This is a genomic window from Paenibacillus sp. SAFN-054 (genome assembly GCF_051966755.1).
Classification (GTDB): Bacteria; Bacillota; Bacilli; order Paenibacillales; family Paenibacillaceae; genus Paenibacillus_AQ.
The window spans coordinates 2113158-2131095 of record NZ_JBQCKS010000001.1 but is presented as its reverse complement, the minus strand read 5'-3'; the positions used below and the strand labels follow the sequence as shown (position 1 = coordinate 2131095).

The window sequence follows — 17938 nt, the reverse complement described above, 5'->3', positions numbered from 1 at the left end:
GAAGCACTTCGCCTGATTTTCCGGGGGGCATGTAGTAGAATCCAGCATAAACGTTAATTCATTTCGTATAGCTTCATTCTATCCGCCGCATGGCATTCGAATAACGGATGCCATGCGGTTTTTTTGTATGCAAGCTTCGAATTCGTTACAATGACATGACAAGCATGTACAAATCGGGAGGGGAAAATGACATGTGCCAAACGGAAGGACAATGCGACCTGCATACCCATACCCAGGCTTCCGACGGAATGCAGAGCCCTGCGGACAATGTAAGGCTTGCTCTCAAGAAGGGTCTGTCGGCGGTGGCGATTACGGACCATGACACGGTATCGGGGGTCGCGGAAGCAATGGCGGAAGGAGAGCGCTGCGGCGTGACCGTCGTGCCCGGCGTAGAAATCAGCACACGGGCGGGCGGCAAAGACATACACGTGCTGGGATACTACATGAATTGTTCGGATCAGAAGCTTCTGAAACGATTGGCGGATCTGCGCGGCACCAGGGACGGTCGCAATGAAAAAATCATCGCGAAACTGCAGAAACTCGGCATCAGCATCACCATGGAGGAAGTGATAGCCGGACTCGGCAGGGAGCTCCGGCCGGATGAGAGCATCGGAAGGCCCCACATGGCCGATGTTCTTGTAAGCAAAGGGTATGCAAGCCATATGAGAGACGCTTTCGATCGTTACCTCGGGGAGCATGCGCCAGCCTATGTGTCGGTGCCGCGAATCTCCCCTGAGGAGGCTTGCTTATGGATCCGTGAGGCTGGCGGTACGCCGGTATTGGCCCATCCGGGGATATACGGTGATGACGAGCTCGTTCGGGAGATCGTTTTGAAGGCAAAGCCTGCAGGAATCGAGGTGTTCCACTCGGATCACGGCGAAGCGGAAGAGCACCGCTATCAGGCGATGGCGGATGAATTCGGTCTGATCGCTACCGGAGGATCGGACTATCACGGGGCAAGGCAGGGCGTGGTGTTTCACGGCGATATGGGCAGCCGCTCGGTTCCCGCTTCGGTGCTCGGTCAGCTGCGTCGTGGAGTGAAGAATCCCTAAAAGAGTATCCATTTGAATACAAAGCGCGAAAAAGCTGCACCTAGCTGCCCGACATGGACAGCAGCGTGCAGCTTTTTTATAAGCTCATGTTATTTCAACGTGCTAGCGAGCCCCTTGATCCGTTCATTATCCGGCGTGATGACCAGCGTTTTCTGATGATCGTAGATCACGAACCCCGGCTTGGCTCCGCTTGGCTTGTGTACATGGCGGATCAGGGTGTAGTCGACAGGGACGCTGCTCGATTCTTTGGCCTGACTGTAAAATGCCGCGAGCAGGGCTGCTTCCTCGAGCGTTTGATCGCCGAATTCCGTGCTGCGTATGACGACATGGGAGCCCGGGATATCTTTGGTATGCAGCCACGTATCATTCGAGCTTGCAAGACGGTTGGTCAAGTATTCATTCTGCAAATTGTTCTTGCCGACGTATATTTCGATGCCTTCCGAGGATGTGAATACATGCAGCGTCGGGCGGTCGCTCTTCTTCTTTTTCTTGACCTTTTTGCTGCGGTCCCGAAGGTATCCTTGCTGGATCAGCTCCTCGCGGATTTCGTCGACATCGCTCATCGATGCGTAGGACAGCTGCTGCAGCAGCTCATCCATATACCGGATTTCCTCCTTCGTTTTCGCAAGCTGCTCTTCGATGACGATCAGGCTGTTTTTGTACTTATTATATTTCTTGAAGTAGCGCTGCGCATTGTCCGATGGTGTGAGCAGCGGATCGAGCGGAATGGTGACTTCCTTCTGATCTTCATCGTAAAAATTGACGAGAACCGCCGTTTTGTCGCCTTTCTGCAAGGTATGTAGCGAAGCGAACAGCAGCTCCCCGTAGATACGATACTGGTCCGCGTCGTCGGCCTCCGCCAAATCCTCATGCAGATGGTCCAGCTTCTTGATGTTTTTGGAGCGTTCGTTTTGCAGAAAACGCAGGAGATCGCTGACCTTTTGCTTGATCGTATCGCGTTCGGCCTTTTCACCGTAATAATCCTCCATGCAGGCGCTCATCGATTCGTAGTGCTTGATATCCTCCTGCAAAAGGGTCAGGTCCACCGCCGAAAATACCATTTTGCCTTTGGCATTCGCCCCGGTAACCGGTTTGTATTCCTGGTTCCGGACAGGCTCCATCACCGAAACGAATGCATCCCATAACGAGGCGCTGCGTTGGTACGATTCTTCCTCGGTTGCATGCACATCGTATTTGTTCGGCGTTCCTGAACGATGAACGATCTCCTGTGCGATCAGCGGACTCAATCCGCTGAAGGTATCGACGATCCACGAAACGGGTTCTTCGATGCCGGAAGACTTGACGATGAATTCCTTGCGGTCTGTCCCCAGCGGATTCAGCTTGTGCTGCTGCGGCGGCTCGGTGTAACCGAAGCCGGGCATCACGATCCGGTAGCTGCTGATGCTAGGGGTGACATGATGGATTCCGTCCAGAATGCTCCCGCTCGAGAAGTCGGTCAAAATAATGTTGCTGTGGCGGCCCATCAATTCGATGATCAACTTCTTGGTGGAGACATCCCCAAGCTCGTCGCGCTGGCGAATGGTCAGATGAATGATCCGTTCCATGCCGACTTGACTGATTTCTTCGATAATCCCGCCTTCACAGTGCTTGCGCATCAGCATGCAGAACATCGGTGCCTCTTGCGGATTCACGAAGGTCCGGTCCGTAAAATGAACGCGCGGATAAGTCGGATTGGCCGACAGCAGCAGCTTGACGTTGCCTTCGCGCGTGCGGATGTGAAACAGGATGTCATGATCGTTCGGTTGGTATATTTTACTGATTCGGGCTCCCCGGCAGGCTTCAAGCTCATGCACGATTGCCCTGGTTACGATTCCGTCCAATGCCATTGTATATATCTCCCATCTTTTATAACAAAATTTCGTTCATCCAAGTGTTGATGCCCATGATTAAAAACGAGTCTTCTCTATGATGCCATAGTTTGCCCAAAAACTTAAGAGGCACCTTCTGTGATATTTCGGGTCCTGTCCGAATACATTTACGTTAGAACAGGTGGAAAAGCTGTCTAGGCAGCTTTGGGCAGCAGCACAAAGAGCGGGAGGGAAAGGGAAGCATGGAACAAAAAGCATGGCACCAGATGAATGCGGAGGATCTGCAGCAGGTTCTGTCCGTGCAGCCGCAGCACGGGTTGACGGAAGAACAGGCGGACGAACGAAGAAAACAGCATGGAAGCAACGAACTCTCGGAAGGCAAAAAGATTTCTCTATTCGCGCTTTTTTTGAACCAGTTCAAGGATTTTATGGTTCTGGTGCTGATGGGAGCCACACTGGTTTCCGGCCTGCTGGGCGAATATCTGGACGCCGTTACCATTATTGCAATCATTCTGCTGAACGGCGTGCTGGGGTTCGTTCAGGAATTCCGGGCGGAGCGTTCGCTTCGCGCCCTAAAGCAGCTATCTGCCCCATCGGCCAAAGTGCTGAGGGGCGGCAAAACCATATCCGTTCCGGCCAAAATGCTCGTTCCGGGAGATATCATCTTTATGGAAAGCGGGGACCGCGTCCCGGCCGACGTGCGCTGGCTGGAAACGAGCAGCTGTTACATCGAGGAATCCGCGTTGACGGGAGAATCGGTACCGGTAGGCAAACATAGCCAAGCGATTGAGGAAGCGGAAGTGCCGCTCGGTGATCAGAAGAACCTCGGCTTCATGGGAACGATGATGACGCGGGGCACCGCGAAAGGCATGGTCATCCGAACCGGCATGAGCACCGAAATGGGCAAGATTGCAGATCTGATTCAAAATACGGAAACCCAGCAAACGCCGCTTCAGCATCGCCTCGAGCAGCTCGGAAAGCTGCTGATTATTCTCGCCCTCGGCCTGACCGTCATGGTTGTCGTAGCGGGGATTTTGCATGGACAGCCTGCGGTAGGCATGTTCCTGGCTGGCGTCAGCCTGGCCGTGGCGGCCATTCCGGAAGGTCTGCCGGCCATCGTGACGGTCGCGCTGGCACTCGGCGTGCAGCGCATGATCAAGCGGAAGGCCATCGTCCGCAAGCTGCCTTCCGTGGAAACGCTCGGATGCGCATCAGTCATTTGTTCTGACAAGACAGGCACTCTGACCCAGAACAAAATGACGGTTACCCAGCTTTGGATCGGCGGACGCGCCCTGGAGGTCACCGGGGACGGCTATGCACCGACCGGTCAAATTCTTGAGCAGGGCAAGTCCATCGATATCCGCAACGATCAGGGACTGCGCCGCCTGCTCCAGATCGGGGCGCTGTGCAATAATGCCGAAATCTTTGAAATGCAGCCGGCCGAACCGAAAGGCAAGCGCAAAGGAAAAGAAGAAATCGCAGAACGGGTATGGGGCCTTAAAGGGGATCCGACCGAGGGCGCGCTCATGACGCTTTCCTCGAAGATGGGCATGACATCCGATTCCTTGTCCGGATTATACAAGCGAGAGCAGGAATTCCCTTTTGATTCCGAGCGCAAGCTGATGTCAGTTGTGGTCAGCCATCAAGGCGGCAGGCTGCTCTGTACGAAAGGTGCTCCGGATGTGCTTCTGAATCAGTGCGCCTACATATTATGGGAAGGCAACGTCGTTCCGTTTACGGCCACGCTGAAGCAGAAGGTGCTGGCAGCCAATGAGCAGATGGCTTCAGAGGCGCTGCGTGTGCTGGGAACGGCATACCGGGACGTCCGCACCCATGATTCGCTGAAGGATGAGAGCGAAGCGGAGACCCAGCTTGTTTTCGTCGGCTTGGCCGGCATGATCGATCCGCCGCGGCGCGAGGTGCGGGATGCGATCGGCACTTGCCGCCGTGCCGGAATCAAAACGGTTATGATCACGGGCGACCACGGGACGACCGCAGAGGCGATCGCCCAACAGCTGGGCATTATGCCGCGCGGTGGACTGGCCATGTCCGGTCAGGATTTAAACCGGATTACGGATGATGAGCTGGACGCTAAAGTGGATAATGTATACGTGTACTCCCGCGTGTCCCCGGAGCATAAGCTGCGCATCGTGAAATCACTGCAGCGCAAAGGCCATGTGGTCGCCATGACGGGAGACGGCGTCAACGATGCCCCTGCCATCAAAGCGGCCGATATCGGAATCGCCATGGGCATCACGGGCACGGACGTCACGAAAGAGGCCTCTTCGCTGGTGCTCAGCGACGACAATTTCTCAACCATCGTGGCGGCGATTGAAGAAGGAAGAAGCATCTATGAAAATATCCGCAAATTTATCCGTTACCTCCTTGCATCGAACGTAGGCGAAATTTTAACGATGTTCTTCGCCATGATGCTCGCACTGCCTCTTCCTCTGCTTCCGATACAGATTCTGTGGGTGAATCTGGTTACCGACGGCTTGCCGGCGATGGCGCTCGGCGTAGATCAGCCGGAGAAGGACTTGATGGAACATAAGCCGCGGGGAGCAAGGGAGAACATTTTCGCCCGCCGGCTTGGCTGGAAAATCGTCAGCCGCGGCTTTTTGATCGGACTATGCACGCTTGGAGCATTTTGGCTGACGCTGAGAACTGACCCGGGCAGCGCAGCCCAGATCGCCAAAGCGCAGTCGGTTGCTTTTGCCACGCTGGTGCTGGCACAGCTCATTCACGTGTTCGACTGCAGAAGTTCGCGCTCCATATTTCACCGCAATCCGCTGCAAAACAAATATCTGGTGCTCGCCGTATTGTCCTCGGTCGTGCTCATGCTTGGCGTAATGTACATTGAAGCGCTGCAGCCGATTTTCAAAACGGTTCCGCTCGGATTCCGCGAATGGGCGATCAGCATCGTGGCCGCAGGCATACCGACTTTCCTGATGGGTGCCGGCAGCGTGTGGGGCGGCAGACGCCAAAAGCGCAGAAACGGCGGGCGCTTCGTGGCGAAAAGTACAAAAATTTCGGCATAAAGTTAATTCGTTTTCCCCATTCCTTGAGCTATGCTTGTTGTCAGTAAACAAGCCGAAGTTAAGGAGTGGCAGCAAACATGGAATTTACGAAAATGCATGGTCTTGGAAATGACTTTATCATTATATACGGCGAGCAGGCTCTTCCCGATAATGCGGCAGAGCTTGCAGTAAAATGGTGCGACCGCTATTTCGGAATCGGAGCGGACGGATTGGTATACATCCTCCCGTCTGAACATGCCGATTACCGGATGAGAATTATCAATTCGGACGGCAGCGAGGCGGAGCAGTGCGGAAACGCGATCCGGTGCGTGGCCAAATACGTGTACGATCACGGCTACGTACGGAGCGAAGAGATTTCGATCGAAACGCTCGGGGCCGGCGTACAGAAGGTATCCATTCATGCGGATAACGGGCAGGCCTCCACGGTTACCGTGGACATGGGCGAGCCCGTGCTGGAAGGCCTGCGGATTCCTACGACGATCGACGCTTCCCGGGTCGTTGATATGCCGATCGAGCAGGACGATGCTTCATTCCGGTTCACCGCGGTGTCCATGGGCAATCCGCATTGCGTCATTTATGTGGAGGATGCGGTAAATTTCGATCTGAATACCTGGGGGCCGAAGCTGGAGGTCCATCCGCTGTTTCCGAAAAAGGTGAACGTGGAGTTCGCCACGGTGCTGGACCGCCAAACGGTGGACATGCGCGTATGGGAGCGGGGAGCCGGGCCGACGCTGGCTTGCGGTACAGGAGCCTGCGCAACGGTGGTATCCTCGGTGCTTAACGGCATGACCGAACGCGAAGCCGAGGTGCGTTTGAAGGGCGGCAGCCTCTTCATCGAATGGAATGAACAGGACAACCGGGTATATATGACGGGCCCGGCGTCATTCGTGTACACTGGGAACATCAGCGAATAATCGACAGCTTGAAGTCGGTTGCAAAAAAGGCTTGCCGATCCGCCTGCGGGCAGGGTTCGGCAAGCCTTATTTTCTGATGTGACGGAGGATTTTTAAAATTGGGTTAATTCCGTCCTAACTTGTGGGAATAAATATCTTTTTGTGATACATTAGTATGAAACTACGGTCAGGTTGGGGGAATGGTTATGAAACCGGATTTGCGCAAGGCATTGGATTCTCGAGTGCTTGTCGGTGATGGGGCGATGGGCACTTTCTTATATCAAATGGGTTTTCCTGTAGGCATTTCGTACGAAGAGTTGAATCTGGTCTCTCCGGAGGTCATCCGGGACGTTCACCGGCGCTATGTGGAAGCAGGTGCTCAGGTGCTGGAGACCAATACCTTCTCGGCCAACTTCGACAAGCTGTCCAAGTATGGTCTCGAAACCAAGGTTAGCGAGATCAACCGGGCAGGCGTGCGCATAGCCCGCGAGGCGGCTGGCCAACACGGCTACGTGGTCGGGGCCGTAGGCTCGATCCGCGGGGGCAAACGGACCAACGTGTCAACGGGAGAGCTGAAAAAGCACTTTGAGCAGCAGCTTCAGGCACTCTTAACTGAAGGCGTGGACGGCATCCTTCTCGAAACCTTCTACGATGTAGAGGAGCTGGTACTGGCATTGTCCATTACGCGCCGCTTGACGCAGGCGCCGGTCATCTGCCAATTCGCCGTAGAGGACGTAGCCAGAACGCTCGACGGATACACCATGCCCGAGGCTTTCCGGATCATGACGCAGGAGGGGGCCGATGTCATCGGCTTCAACTGCCGCACCGGCCCGAACGGGATCATGAGCGCCATGAAGACGCTGAACGGCCATGTTCCGGCACCGATGTCGGTTTATCCGAATGCCGGCGTAGCCGATTATGTGGACGGAGAGTATCAGTACGGGGCCGGCCCGGAATATTTCGGGCAAATGGCCGTGAAATTCGCAGATCTCGGAGCCCGCATTATCGGCGGCTGCTGCGGCACCACGCCGGCGCACATCGGGGCCATTGCCGAGGCTCTTGCGGATTATGCCCCGCAGCCCTTTGTGTATGAACCGATTCCGGATACGGCGGAAACGCATGTTATCCATGAGCATCTTGCCCAGGAACAAAGCAAGGAGCAGCGCGAGCCTAATCTCGTTGACCTGGTAAAGCAGCGTCACACCGTCATTGTCGAGCTGGATCCTCCGCGCGACCTTGATATCGCCAAATTTATGATGGGTGCCGAAAGACTGAAGCAGGCCGGTGCCGACGCACTCACGCTTGCCGATAATTCGCTTGCGGTGACCCGTATGAGCAATATGGCGCTCGGACACTTGGTGCAGGCGCAGACGGGACTAAGACCGCTGGTGCATATAGCCTGCCGCGACCGCAACCTGATCGGAACGCAGTCGCATATGATGGGCTTTGACGCGCTTGGCATAGACCATGTGCTGGCCGTAACCGGAGATCCTGCACGGTTCGGGGATCTTCCGGGTTCCAGCTCGGTATACGATCTGACCTCTTTTGAAATTATACGTATGATCAAGCAGTTGAATGAAGGGATTGCCTTTTCGGGCAAACCGCTCAAACAGAAGGCGAAATTCGTGGTCGGTGCGGCCTTTAACCCGCACGGCAAACATCTTCATAAAGCAGTAGCCCGTCTGGAGCGCAAAATCGCTGCCGGCGCGGACTATATCATGACCCAGCCTGTGTACGATCCGGAGCTGATCCGCGCTGTCAGCGAGGCGACGAGCCATCTTGAAATTCCTATTTTTATGGGAATCATGCCGCTAGCCAGCGGAAGAAACGCGGAATATTTGCATAATGAGGTTCCGGGCATTCAGCTGTCGGACGAAGTGCGCGGCCGGATGGCTGGGCTTGAAGGGGAAGAAGGCCGGGCCATGGGGGTTCAGATTGCGAAGGAGCTTTTGGATGTCGCCATGAATCATTTTAACGGTATTTATCTGATGACACCGTTTATGCTTTATGAAATGAGCGCGCAGCTCATCGAGCATGTATGGACCAGATCAGGCCGCGAATTGTCCCCCTTGTTTCGTTGATCGTAATCAATTACAATAGTGTAATGGATGTGGTGCCGATGTCTTTTAGTATGACCGGATACGGTCAATCTGCCCTCCAGCACGGAGGGTATAAAGTCGTGTTTGAAGTGAAGTCCGTCAATCACCGATACTGCGAAGTCGTGCTTCGGCTGCCGCGTGAGTGGACATGCTTCGAGGACTCTTTGCGAAGAACGGTGCAGCAGTATGTAAAGCGCGGAAGAGTTGACGTCTACGTCAACAAGGAAGATAGCGAAGAGCATGCTCCACACGCCATGCTGGATGAGCATGCCGTACAGACATATCTTCAGGCAGCCCAGGATCTTTCGCGGCAGTTTGGCCTTGATGGTGAGCTGACTGTGAAGGATTTGTTGTCTCTTCCCGGCGTATGGATCTCCCCCGAACATCGTTCGCTGCCAGGTGATGTCAGCTTGGAAGAATGGGGCCCTGTTCTGGAAAACGGTCTGCGCAAGGCGCTGGAGGGACTGTCCTCCATGCGAAGCCTGGAAGGACAGCATTTGGCCGCGGACGTGGAACAGCGACTAAGCAAGCTTCAGAGGCTGCACGGGGAAATGCTGCAGCTGGCGCCGACGGTTGTCGAGGATTACCGCAATAAGCTCAAACAAAGGCTGTCTGATCTTAATGACGGTTCGTTTGCCTTTGATGAACATAAATTTGGCATGGAAGTTGCTATTTTCGCAGACCGTTCCAACATCGATGAAGAGCTGATACGGCTGCAGAGCCATTTTGAGCAGTGCAAGGGATTGCTACGTGCGGATGAACCGGTCGGAAGGAAACTGGATTTTCTGATTCAGGAAATGAACAGGGAAGTCAATACGATTGGATCGAAGGCCAATCATCTGACTCTGGTAAACCGTGTTGTCGAAATGAAGGCGGAACTGGAAAAAATTCGCGAACAATTGGCCAATATAGAATAAACAGGCAATTTCGACAGTAAACAGACAAGAGTCAAATGTATAGGGGGAAGAACCTGATTATGGCAATCAAACTCATTAACATCGGCTTCGGGAACATTGTATCGGCCAACCGAATCATTTCCATTGTAAGCCCTGAATCAGCGCCAATTAAGAGAATTATTCAGGAAGCAAGAGACCGTCACATGCTGATCGATGCGACATACGGACGCCGGACGCGCGCCGTGATTATCACGGATAGCGACCATGTCATCCTGTCCGCGGTGCAGCCGGAAACGGTGGCCCATCGCTTGTCCAGCAAAGACGACGATAATGACGAATAACGAGTTGGGGAGTAATATGGCAAAAGGATTATTGTTTGTTTTGTCCGGACCTTCAGGGGTCGGAAAAGGAACCGTCTGTACTGCGCTGAGAGGCAAACTTCCGGAGCTCGTGTATTCCGTTTCGGCGACGACGCGGAGCCCGCGGCTCGGTGAGGAAGACGGCGTGAATTATTTTTTCAAAACCCGCGAGCAGTTTCTGAATATGATGCAGAACGACCAGCTTTTGGAGCATGCGGAGTACGTGGGGAACTACTATGGGACACCGCGTGATTTCGTGGAGAAGACGCTCGAAAGCGGCAATGATATTATTTTGGAAATCGAGGTGCAAGGGGCGCTGCAGGTGAAGGAGAAGTTCCCGGAGGGAGTCTTTATTTTCCTGCTGCCGCCGTCTTTGGATGAGCTGAAGGACCGTATCGTAGGACGCGGCACGGAAAATCAGGCAACGATCGATCACCGCATGTCGGTCGCAGTGGATGAAATCGGTTTGATGCAGCATTACGATTATGGCGTTGTCAACGATCAGATCGACTCGGCGTGCAAACGAATAGAATCTATCATTGTGGCCGAACATTGTAAGGTGAGACGATAGGACGAAGAAACAGACTTTTGAATAAGAAGAGGTGGCAGTGACATGTTGTATCCTTCGATTGATGAAATGATGAACAAAGTCGACAGTAAATATTCGCTGGTGGTTGCGGCTTCAAGACGTGCCAGACAGCTGCGCGAGGGCGAGAAAACTGGACTGAAGCAACCGAGATCTCATAAATACGTGGGTGTGGCTCTTGAGGAAATTTACGGAGACCTTCTTCGTATTATTCCTGAACCTGCTACCGAGAAAGACGAAATCAAAAAACCTTAATGACATGATTATAGGATGATACAGGCTTCAGCGGTGCTGAACCAATTCTATAATCGCAGGAGGAGGCTTGCTGAATTTTTGGCCTGCCTGCTTCCTGTCCAAGCGTCAATAGACGCTGTACCGAATACAACCGCAAGGTTGTATTTTTTTCTCTATTCCTGGGTGAAAGAGGGGGATTTAGCGTGTTAAACGGTAAAACGATCGTACTTGGCGTAACTGGAGGGATTGCGGCTTATAAAGCAGCTACGCTCTGCAGCAGACTGGTCCAAAAAGGCGCGGACGTTCATGTCATCATGACTTCCTCGGCCAAAGAGTTCATTACGGAGCTGACGCTGCAAAGCCTGTCCAAAAATGCGGTGTTCAGTGACACTTTCGATGAAAGGGATCCGTCTGTGGTATCCCATATCCGTTTGGCGGATGCGGCCGATTTGGTGTTGATCGCTCCCGCGACAGCCAACATGATTGGGAAAATGGCGCATGGACTCGCAGATGACATGTTATCGACAACTCTGCTTGCGTCGATGGCGCCCGTCATGATCGCACCAGCCATGAATGTACACATGTACGGGCATCCCGCTGTCCAGGAGAACATGAAGACGCTGGAACGGCGCGGAGTGATGATGATTGAGCCGGGAGAAGGACTGCTTGCATGCGGTTATGTCGGAAAAGGGCGCATGGAGGAGCCGGAGAGCATCGTGGCTGTGGTGGAACGCTATTTTGCCGAAAAAGAACTGGCGAAGCCTGGACTGCTGCAGGGAAAAAAGGTCGTCGTTACATCCGGGGGGACGATCGAGCGGATCGATCCGGTGCGTTATATAACGAATGATTCCTCCGGCAAAATGGGCTTTGCCATCGCCAAAGCGGCACGTGAGATGGGGGCAACGGTCCACCTGATTCACGGACACACGGATTCGCCTCCTCCCGCAGGGATCAATGCCGAGTCTGTTCAGTCGGCGGAGGACATGTATCAGGCCGTTCTGAAGCATTGGCAGGACAGCGATCTGGTCATCAAAGCAGCGGCGGTGGCGGATTACCGCCCGGTGGAAACGGCGAGCAGCAAGATCAAGAAGAAGGGCGACACCATGACGCTTGAGCTCGTCAAGACGATCGATATTTTGGAGCAGCTTGGCAAAAGCAAAACAGGCCAGTTTTTGATCGGCTTTGCGGCCGAGACGCATGATGTGGAATTTTATGCCAAGGACAAACTGATCCGTAAAAATTGTGATCTTATCGTAGCGAACGACGTGACGGCGGATGGAGCCGGTTTCCGTTCGGATACGAATATTGTGCAGGTGTACGATGCCGACGGTCTCGTGGAGCGGCTGCCTGTCATGTCCAAAGATGAGGTCGCGCGGAGACTGCTGTCCATAGCGGCGGAGCGCATGGACGGAAAGGCCCTCTCATGATGCAGCCGCAAGTGGCGAAGGTCATCGTCGATGTTCCCGTCAAGGATACCGATCGTCCATTCGATTATCTGATCCCGGAATCCATGCGGTCATGGATCGAGATCGGAAGCCGTGTCGGGGTTCCTTTCGGGCACCGGACCGTGCAGGGCTTTGTGGTGGGACTTCAGGAGGAGCCGTCGGCTGGCGGAATGCGGCTGAAAGCCATTCAGGAGGTCTTGGATGTCGTGCCGCCGCTATCGCCTGAGCTGGTGAAGCTGGCCGAATGGATGAGCCGTAAGTATGCTTGCCGGTATATTACCGCGCTGCAGGTCATGGTTCCGACGGCTCTGAAAGGAAAGGCAGAACGTTATATATCGCTGGGGGAATCTTCCGATACGGAATCGGAGGAGGATGAGTATGCGGGTTCGCTCGTGCGCGTGTCATCACTGCCTTCCGAAGAAGCTCGCACCATTATGGCGTATGTCGGGCAAAAGGGAGAGCTGCCTGCACAGCAGCTCAGCCGCATTTTCCCGGACAGCGCGGAGACCATCAAGTCCTTGCTGCGCAAAGGCGTGCTGCAGGAGAACCAGTCGATTAAAGATAAGCTTCAGAAAAAAACGCTAAAGGCCGTCGAGTTGGCCGTGGATCCGGAAGCGGCGGAAGCGGCCCTTGAGGAGTTTCCTGCCAAGGCGCAGCGGCAGCGGGAAGTGCTGCAGTTTATTCTCGAAATGAAGGATTTGCTTCCTCTGCCTCTCAAGGAAATTCTGGCTTCATTGCAGGTGTCGGCGGCAACGGTGAAAGGACTGGCCGACAAGGGATACATCGTGATCGAAGATGTGGAGGTTTTCCGGGATCCCTACCGAGGCCGGCGTTTTAAACCTACGGAACCGCTTGCGCTTAACGAAGAGCAGCAGAACGCTTATGACCGCATACGCAATACCCTGGATGCCCGTCGCCACGGGGTATTTCTGCTGCATGGCGTTACGGGGAGCGGCAAAACCGAGATTTATCTGCAGACGATCCAGCACTGTATCTCACAGGGGCGCCAGGCAATCGTGCTCGTACCGGAAATCTCGCTGACGCCGCAGATGGTCGAACGGTTTAAAGGCCGCTTCGGCGACCTGGTCGCCGTCATGCACAGCCGTCTTTCCGGCGGCGAACGCTATGATGAATGGCGGAAAATCCGCGAGGGCAAAGTGAAGGTAGCGATCGGTGCGCGTTCTGCGGTGTTTGCTCCGTTTGAGCATTTAGGCCTCATTATTATGGATGAAGAGCATGAAACCTCCTATAAGCAGGAGGAAAGCCCCAAGTATCACGCGCGGGATGTTGCGGTCAAACGGGCCCAGGAGCAGGGAGCAGCCGTTATTTTGGGTTCGGCGACGCCTTCGCTGGAAAGCTACCACGCAGCCCGATCCCAATCAGATGACAATTTTGCGCCCATGCTGCTGGAAATGAAGCACCGCGCTCTCGGCAACGAGCTGCCAGCCGTGCAGATCGTCGATATGCGCGAGGAGCTGAAGGAAGGCAACCGTTCCATGTTCAGCCGTTCGCTGCATCATGCTCTTCAGGAACGGCTGGACCGGCAGGAGCAAACCGTGCTGCTTTTGAACCGGCGGGGGTACTCGACCTTCGTCATGTGCCGCAGCTGCGGCTACGTGGCGGGATGCCCGGAATGCGATATCTCTTTGACGTATCATCAAAAATCGAACAATCTGCGCTGCCATTACTGCGGATATGCCGAACCGGCGCCATCCGTCTGTCCGGACTGCGGCAGCGAGCATATCCGTTATTTCGGTACGGGCACACAGCGGGTCGAGGAAGAATTGGCCAAGCTGTTTCCCGGTATTCGGGTGATCCGAATGGACGTCGACACAACGACGGAAAAAGGATCGCACGAAAAGCTGCTGAAGCAATTCCGCGACAAGAAGGCGGACGTGCTGCTCGGAACCCAGATGGTTGCCAAAGGCCTGGATTTCCCGGATGTGACGCTGGTTGGCGTCATTACCGCGGATTCCGCCCTCAACCTGCCGGATTTCCGGGCAGGAGAGAAAACCTTCCAGCTGCTGACGCAGGTCGCCGGACGCGCAGGCCGGCATCAGCTGCCCGGAGAGGTCATGATCCAATCCTATACGCCGGACCATTATTCCATTATCCATGCCAGCGGGCATGATTATCATTCTTTCGTGCGGGATGAATTGAAACACCGCCGAAATCTCCATTATCCGCCATACTGCCGTCTCATCCTGGTTACATTGACCCATGAGCAGCTCCCGCTGCTGGTCCGCATGGCGGAGAACATGGTGTCCGTTTTGCAGGGCAAAGCAAGGCAGCGCGGGTGGTACGGCAGCCTAGACCGGTTGACGGCGGATGCATTTGACGTCCTCGGGCCGGTCGCATCCCCGATTCCCCGGATAAAAAATAGATACAGATTTCAATGTATGGTAAAATGGCGTGGGAATATCGATGCCGTCGGGCTCGTACGGGAAGCGGCCGAACAGCTTGAGGATACGGCACATAACCAGAAGCTTCTGATCAGCATAGACGTTGATCCGCAAATGCTCATGTAATCAACGTCATATGAAATGAAACAAAGGATGCAACCAAATACATGAGGATGTAACGCAAATCCTGACATGAATACCCATAAGGAAGGTGTCACCATGGCAATCCGCATTATCGTAAAAGAACCGGATGCAGTACTGCACAAAATCGCAAAGGAAGTAAAGGAAATCACTCCAAACGTCAAAAAGCTGTTGAATGATATGGCTGAAACCATGTACGATGCGGAGGGCGTCGGTCTCGCGGCTCCGCAGGTCGGCATTCTGAAACGGCTCATTGTAGTGGATGTCGGAGATGAAACAGGCTTGATCAAGCTGGTGAACCCGGTCATCGTCGAAAAGGACGGAGAGCAGTTCGGTCCGGAAGGATGTCTGAGCATTCCAGGGCTCAACGGAGACGTGCGCCGCGCCGAGAAGGTGACGGTGAAGGGGCTTGACGAAAACGGCAAAGAGGTGACCATCACGGGAACCGGCCTCTTGTCCCGCTGCTTCCAGCACGAAATTGACCATTTGGACGGCGTATTGTTTACGGATATTGCCGAAAAGGTCTACGATTACGTACCTGAACGTTCCGGAAGGGAGTAATGCCTGATGAATATCGTATTCATGGGGACACCGGCTTTTGCCGTCCCCAGTTTGCGGATGCTCCTTGACGAGGGGTATAACGTCGTTGCCGTCGTAACCCAGCCGGACCGGCCTCAGGGGCGCAAGAAGGTGCTTATGCCTACGCCGGTCAAAGAGGTTGCGGCCGAGCGGGGCATTCCCGTGCTTCAGCCTCAGCGCATGCGCAGTCCCGAAGCGGTTGCGGAGCTGGCGGCTTATAAGCCGGACTTGATCGTGACGGCGGCATACGGGCAAATTCTTCCTAAAGCCGTTCTCGATCTGCCCGCGAACGGCTGCGTTAACGTACATGGCTCGCTGCTGCCAAAATACCGGGGTGGAGCGCCGATTCAGCGCTGCATCATAAACGGCGAGACCGAGACGGGCATTACGCTTATGTATATGGCGGAAGGGCTGGATACCGGAGATATGATCGCGCAGGTCAAGGTAGCCATTGAGGAAGAGGATACCTCCGGCACGCTGTTTGAGAAGTTGAGCTTAGCCGGCTCGCAGCTGCTCAAGGAGCAAATGCCGCGGCTGACCTCCGGAAGGCTCGAAGCGGAGGTGCAGGATGAGCAGCAGGCAACATATGCGCCTAACCTGAAGCGCGAAGACGAAAAGATCGACTGGAACGCCTCCACTCGCGATATTTATAACCAAATTCGCGGCCTGGTCCCTTTCTCGGGAGCTTTCACCCTCTGGAATGGCGAGGTCTTCAAAGCATGGGCATCCAGGAAAGCGGACAAGGCTTCCAGAGATGCTGCTCCAGGCACGGTTCTGCAGCTTGCGGAGCAGGGGATTGAGGTCAAGACCGGCGACGGGTCGCTGTGGCTGACCCGCATTCAGCCAAGCGGCAAGAAGCAGATGGAGGCTGCGGAATTCGTCCGCGGCAATACCATGACGGCAGGGACGGTGCTGGAGTGAGCGCGGATCATCGTCAAGGCAGGTCCAAGACGACAGCACGGGAACTTGCCATGGACGTGCTGACACGGGTGGATCAGGATCAAGCCTACAGCAACCTGCAGCTGAATGCCGCCCTGCAGCGGGCATCCTTGTCCCGAGAGGATACGGGGCTTGCGACAGAGCTGGTGTATGGCACGGTCTCCCGTCTCAATACGCTGGATTACTTTCTTGAACGCTTTGTAGCCAAAGGCATCCACAAGCTGCAGCCGTGGGTACGGAATTTGCTGCGGCTCAGCCTGTACCAGCTGATGTACCTGGATCGCATCCCTCCGCATGCGGTGGTCAACGAGGCGGTCAATCTGGCCAAACGCCGGGGACATCAAGGAATATCCGGCATGGTGAATGGAGTCCTCAGGAATATCCTGCGGAACCGGGATGACCTGATCCTTCCGGAGAATCTGTCCCCAGCTGAACGGATCGCGCTTCAGCACTCCCACCCGCAGTGGCTCGTCGAACGTTGGATGAGCCAGTATGGCATCGATGCCGCTGAAGCGATCTGCCGGGCGAACAACGAGCCGCCTTCCGTAAGCGTACGGGTCAATACCACGATGATCAGCCGGAACGAGATGCTCGAAGAAATGAAGGCGGCCGGATTTAATGCTGCTCCTTCGGAGCTCTCGCCGGAAGGGATTCTGGTATTCGGCGGAGGGAATATGGCTCTTACCGACTGGTATCGCGACGGGCAGATTTCGGTGCAGGACGAGAGCTCCATGCTTGTTGGAGAGGCTGTCGGTCCGGGTCCCGGCATGAAGGTGCTGGACTGCTGCGCCGCTCCGGGCGGGAAGACGGCTCACATCGCGGAACTGATGAAGGACCAGGGTGAAATCATTGCCAATGACCTGCACGAGCATAAGCGGAAGCTGATCGGCGACCAAGCTGAAAGGCTGGGGCTCGGCAGCATTCATACGGTTACCGGGGATGCGCTGGAACTCGTGCATAAATACGCCCCCGGCTCATTCGATCGGATTTTGCTTGATGCTCCTTGTTCGGGTCTTGGCGTCATCCGGCGCAAACCCGATTTGAAATGGACCAAAACAGCGGGGGACATCGGCGAAATCGCAAGCCTGCAGCGCGAGCTGCTGGATTCGGTTTCCACCCTTCTCCGCGTCGGAGGCATCTTGGTATACAGCACCTGCACCATTGATCCCGAGGAAAATGAAGGAACAGTGAAGCATTTTCTCGATACGCATCCCGGATTCGGGGTTCCCGATCATTCCGGCGAGGCATGGGGCAAACTGTATTCCGCGCACCAGGGTGCAGGGGTGCAAATTTTGCCGCAGGACTATCACAGCGACGGATTTTATATTGCCAGGCTCCAAAGATTCTCCTAAACTAGCGCATGCAACACATGAATGAGGCAGCTTACAAGATCCCGCTGGGCCTTGGCTTTGGCGGGCTTTCTCTTTTACCGCCACTTTTATTTGT

At 54.8% G+C, this 17938-nt stretch carries 14 protein-coding genes; 13 read left to right on the top strand and 1 reads right to left on the bottom strand.

Translation table 11 applies throughout. From position 1 onward, the window contains the following. Nucleotides 1-191: 191 nt before the first annotated feature. Nucleotides 192-1052 (top strand): PHP domain-containing protein, encoded by an 861-nt coding sequence (locus ACTHPM_RS09695; RefSeq protein ID WP_440394963.1) that lies wholly within the window; start codon nt 192-194, stop codon nt 1050-1052. Nucleotides 1053-1141: 89 nt separating this feature from the next. On the opposite strand, the gene ACTHPM_RS09690 is transcribed toward ACTHPM_RS09695, so the two are convergent. Next, entirely contained in the window at nt 1142-2899 is a 1758-nt protein-coding gene (locus ACTHPM_RS09690; protein ID WP_440394962.1) for an Rqc2 family fibronectin-binding protein, read from the bottom strand. 224 nt (nt 2900-3123) lie between these two features. On the opposite strand from ACTHPM_RS09690, the gene ACTHPM_RS09685 reads away from it, so the two are divergent. From ACTHPM_RS09685 to rsmB, 12 genes are all read left to right on the top strand, one after another. Beyond that, nucleotides 3124-5919 carry a calcium-translocating P-type ATPase, SERCA-type gene (locus ACTHPM_RS09685; protein WP_440394961.1) on the top strand — a complete coding sequence of 932 codons (2796 nt, stop codon included), beginning with the start codon at nt 3124-3126 and terminating at the stop codon, nt 5917-5919. 77 nt (nt 5920-5996) lie between these two features. Then, nucleotides 5997-6833: a diaminopimelate epimerase gene (gene dapF / locus ACTHPM_RS09680; RefSeq protein ID WP_440394960.1), complete on the top strand. Its 837-nt coding sequence runs from the start codon at nt 5997-5999 to the stop codon at nt 6831-6833. A 185-nt stretch (nt 6834-7018) separates the two neighbouring features. Further along, nucleotides 7019-8893: a bifunctional homocysteine S-methyltransferase/methylenetetrahydrofolate reductase gene (locus tag ACTHPM_RS09675; protein WP_440394959.1), complete on the top strand. Its 1875-nt coding sequence runs from the start codon at nt 7019-7021 to the stop codon at nt 8891-8893. A 38-nt stretch (nt 8894-8931) separates the two neighbouring features. Then, nucleotides 8932-9828, top strand: a complete 897-nt coding sequence (locus ACTHPM_RS09670) for a YicC/YloC family endoribonuclease (RefSeq protein ID WP_440395400.1) — start codon at nt 8932-8934, stop codon at nt 9826-9828. Between the two features lie 59 nt (nt 9829-9887). Further along, complete coding sequence (gene remA / locus ACTHPM_RS09665) at nt 9888-10148, top strand: extracellular matrix/biofilm regulator RemA (protein ID WP_006209218.1); 261 nt, start codon at nt 9888-9890, stop codon at nt 10146-10148. 16 nt (nt 10149-10164) lie between these two features. Further along, nucleotides 10165-10737, top strand: a complete 573-nt coding sequence (gene gmk, locus ACTHPM_RS09660) for a guanylate kinase (protein WP_440394958.1) — start codon at nt 10165-10167, stop codon at nt 10735-10737. A gap of 42 nt (nt 10738-10779) precedes the next feature. Further along, nucleotides 10780-11007, top strand: a complete 228-nt coding sequence (gene rpoZ / locus ACTHPM_RS09655) for a DNA-directed RNA polymerase subunit omega (protein ID WP_440394957.1) — start codon at nt 10780-10782, stop codon at nt 11005-11007. A gap of 182 nt (nt 11008-11189) precedes the next feature. Beyond that, the gene (gene coaBC, locus ACTHPM_RS09650; RefSeq protein ID WP_440394956.1) at nt 11190-12413 is read left to right on the top strand and encodes a bifunctional phosphopantothenoylcysteine decarboxylase/phosphopantothenate--cysteine ligase CoaBC; all 1224 of its coding nucleotides are present in this window, start codon (nt 11190-11192) and stop codon (nt 12411-12413) included. Next, the gene (priA, locus tag ACTHPM_RS09645; protein ID WP_440394955.1) at nt 12410-14959 is read left to right on the top strand and encodes a primosomal protein N'; all 2550 of its coding nucleotides are present in this window, start codon (nt 12410-12412) and stop codon (nt 14957-14959) included. The genes coaBC and priA overlap by 4 nt, the downstream gene beginning before the upstream one ends. 93 nt (nt 14960-15052) lie before the next feature. Continuing rightward, nucleotides 15053-15535, top strand: a complete 483-nt coding sequence (gene def / locus ACTHPM_RS09640; RefSeq protein ID WP_440394954.1) for a peptide deformylase — start codon at nt 15053-15055, stop codon at nt 15533-15535. Between the two features lie 6 nt (nt 15536-15541). Further along, nucleotides 15542-16474 carry a methionyl-tRNA formyltransferase gene (gene fmt / locus ACTHPM_RS09635; protein ID WP_440394953.1) on the top strand — a complete coding sequence of 311 codons (933 nt, stop codon included), beginning with the start codon at nt 15542-15544 and terminating at the stop codon, nt 16472-16474. 50 nt (nt 16475-16524) lie between these two features. Beyond that, a complete protein-coding gene (gene rsmB, locus ACTHPM_RS09630; protein WP_440395399.1) occupies nt 16525-17844 on the top strand; it encodes a 16S rRNA (cytosine(967)-C(5))-methyltransferase RsmB in 1320 nt (439 codons plus the stop codon). The last annotated feature ends 94 nt before the right edge of the window (nt 17845-17938 follow it).

What these genes read in the sequence shown, in the direction of transcription:
- ACTHPM_RS09690 (WP_440394962.1), bottom strand. Translation starts at nt 2,899, where the DNA reads ATGGCATTGGACGGAATCGTAACCAGGGCAATCGTGCATGAGCTTGAA.
- gmk (WP_440394958.1), top strand. Translation starts at nt 10,165, where the DNA reads ATGGCAAAAGGATTATTGTTTGTTTTGTCCGGACCTTCAGGGGTCGGA.
- dapF (WP_440394960.1), top strand. Translation starts at nt 5,997, where the DNA reads ATGGAATTTACGAAAATGCATGGTCTTGGAAATGACTTTATCATTATA.
- ACTHPM_RS09675 (WP_440394959.1), top strand. Translation starts at nt 7,019, where the DNA reads ATGAAACCGGATTTGCGCAAGGCATTGGATTCTCGAGTGCTTGTCGGT.
- rpoZ (WP_440394957.1), top strand. Translation starts at nt 10,780, where the DNA reads ATGTTGTATCCTTCGATTGATGAAATGATGAACAAAGTCGACAGTAAA.
- fmt (WP_440394953.1), top strand. Translation starts at nt 15,542, where the DNA reads ATGAATATCGTATTCATGGGGACACCGGCTTTTGCCGTCCCCAGTTTG.
- ACTHPM_RS09685 (WP_440394961.1), top strand. Translation starts at nt 3,124, where the DNA reads ATGGAACAAAAAGCATGGCACCAGATGAATGCGGAGGATCTGCAGCAG.
- priA (WP_440394955.1), top strand. Translation starts at nt 12,410, where the DNA reads ATGATGCAGCCGCAAGTGGCGAAGGTCATCGTCGATGTTCCCGTCAAG.
- rsmB (WP_440395399.1), top strand. Translation starts at nt 16,525, where the DNA reads ATGGACGTGCTGACACGGGTGGATCAGGATCAAGCCTACAGCAACCTG.
- ACTHPM_RS09695 (WP_440394963.1), top strand. Translation starts at nt 192, where the DNA reads ATGTGCCAAACGGAAGGACAATGCGACCTGCATACCCATACCCAGGCT.
- def (WP_440394954.1), top strand. Translation starts at nt 15,053, where the DNA reads ATGGCAATCCGCATTATCGTAAAAGAACCGGATGCAGTACTGCACAAA.
- ACTHPM_RS09670 (WP_440395400.1), top strand. Translation starts at nt 8,932, where the DNA reads ATGTCTTTTAGTATGACCGGATACGGTCAATCTGCCCTCCAGCACGGA.
- remA (WP_006209218.1), top strand. Translation starts at nt 9,888, where the DNA reads ATGGCAATCAAACTCATTAACATCGGCTTCGGGAACATTGTATCGGCC.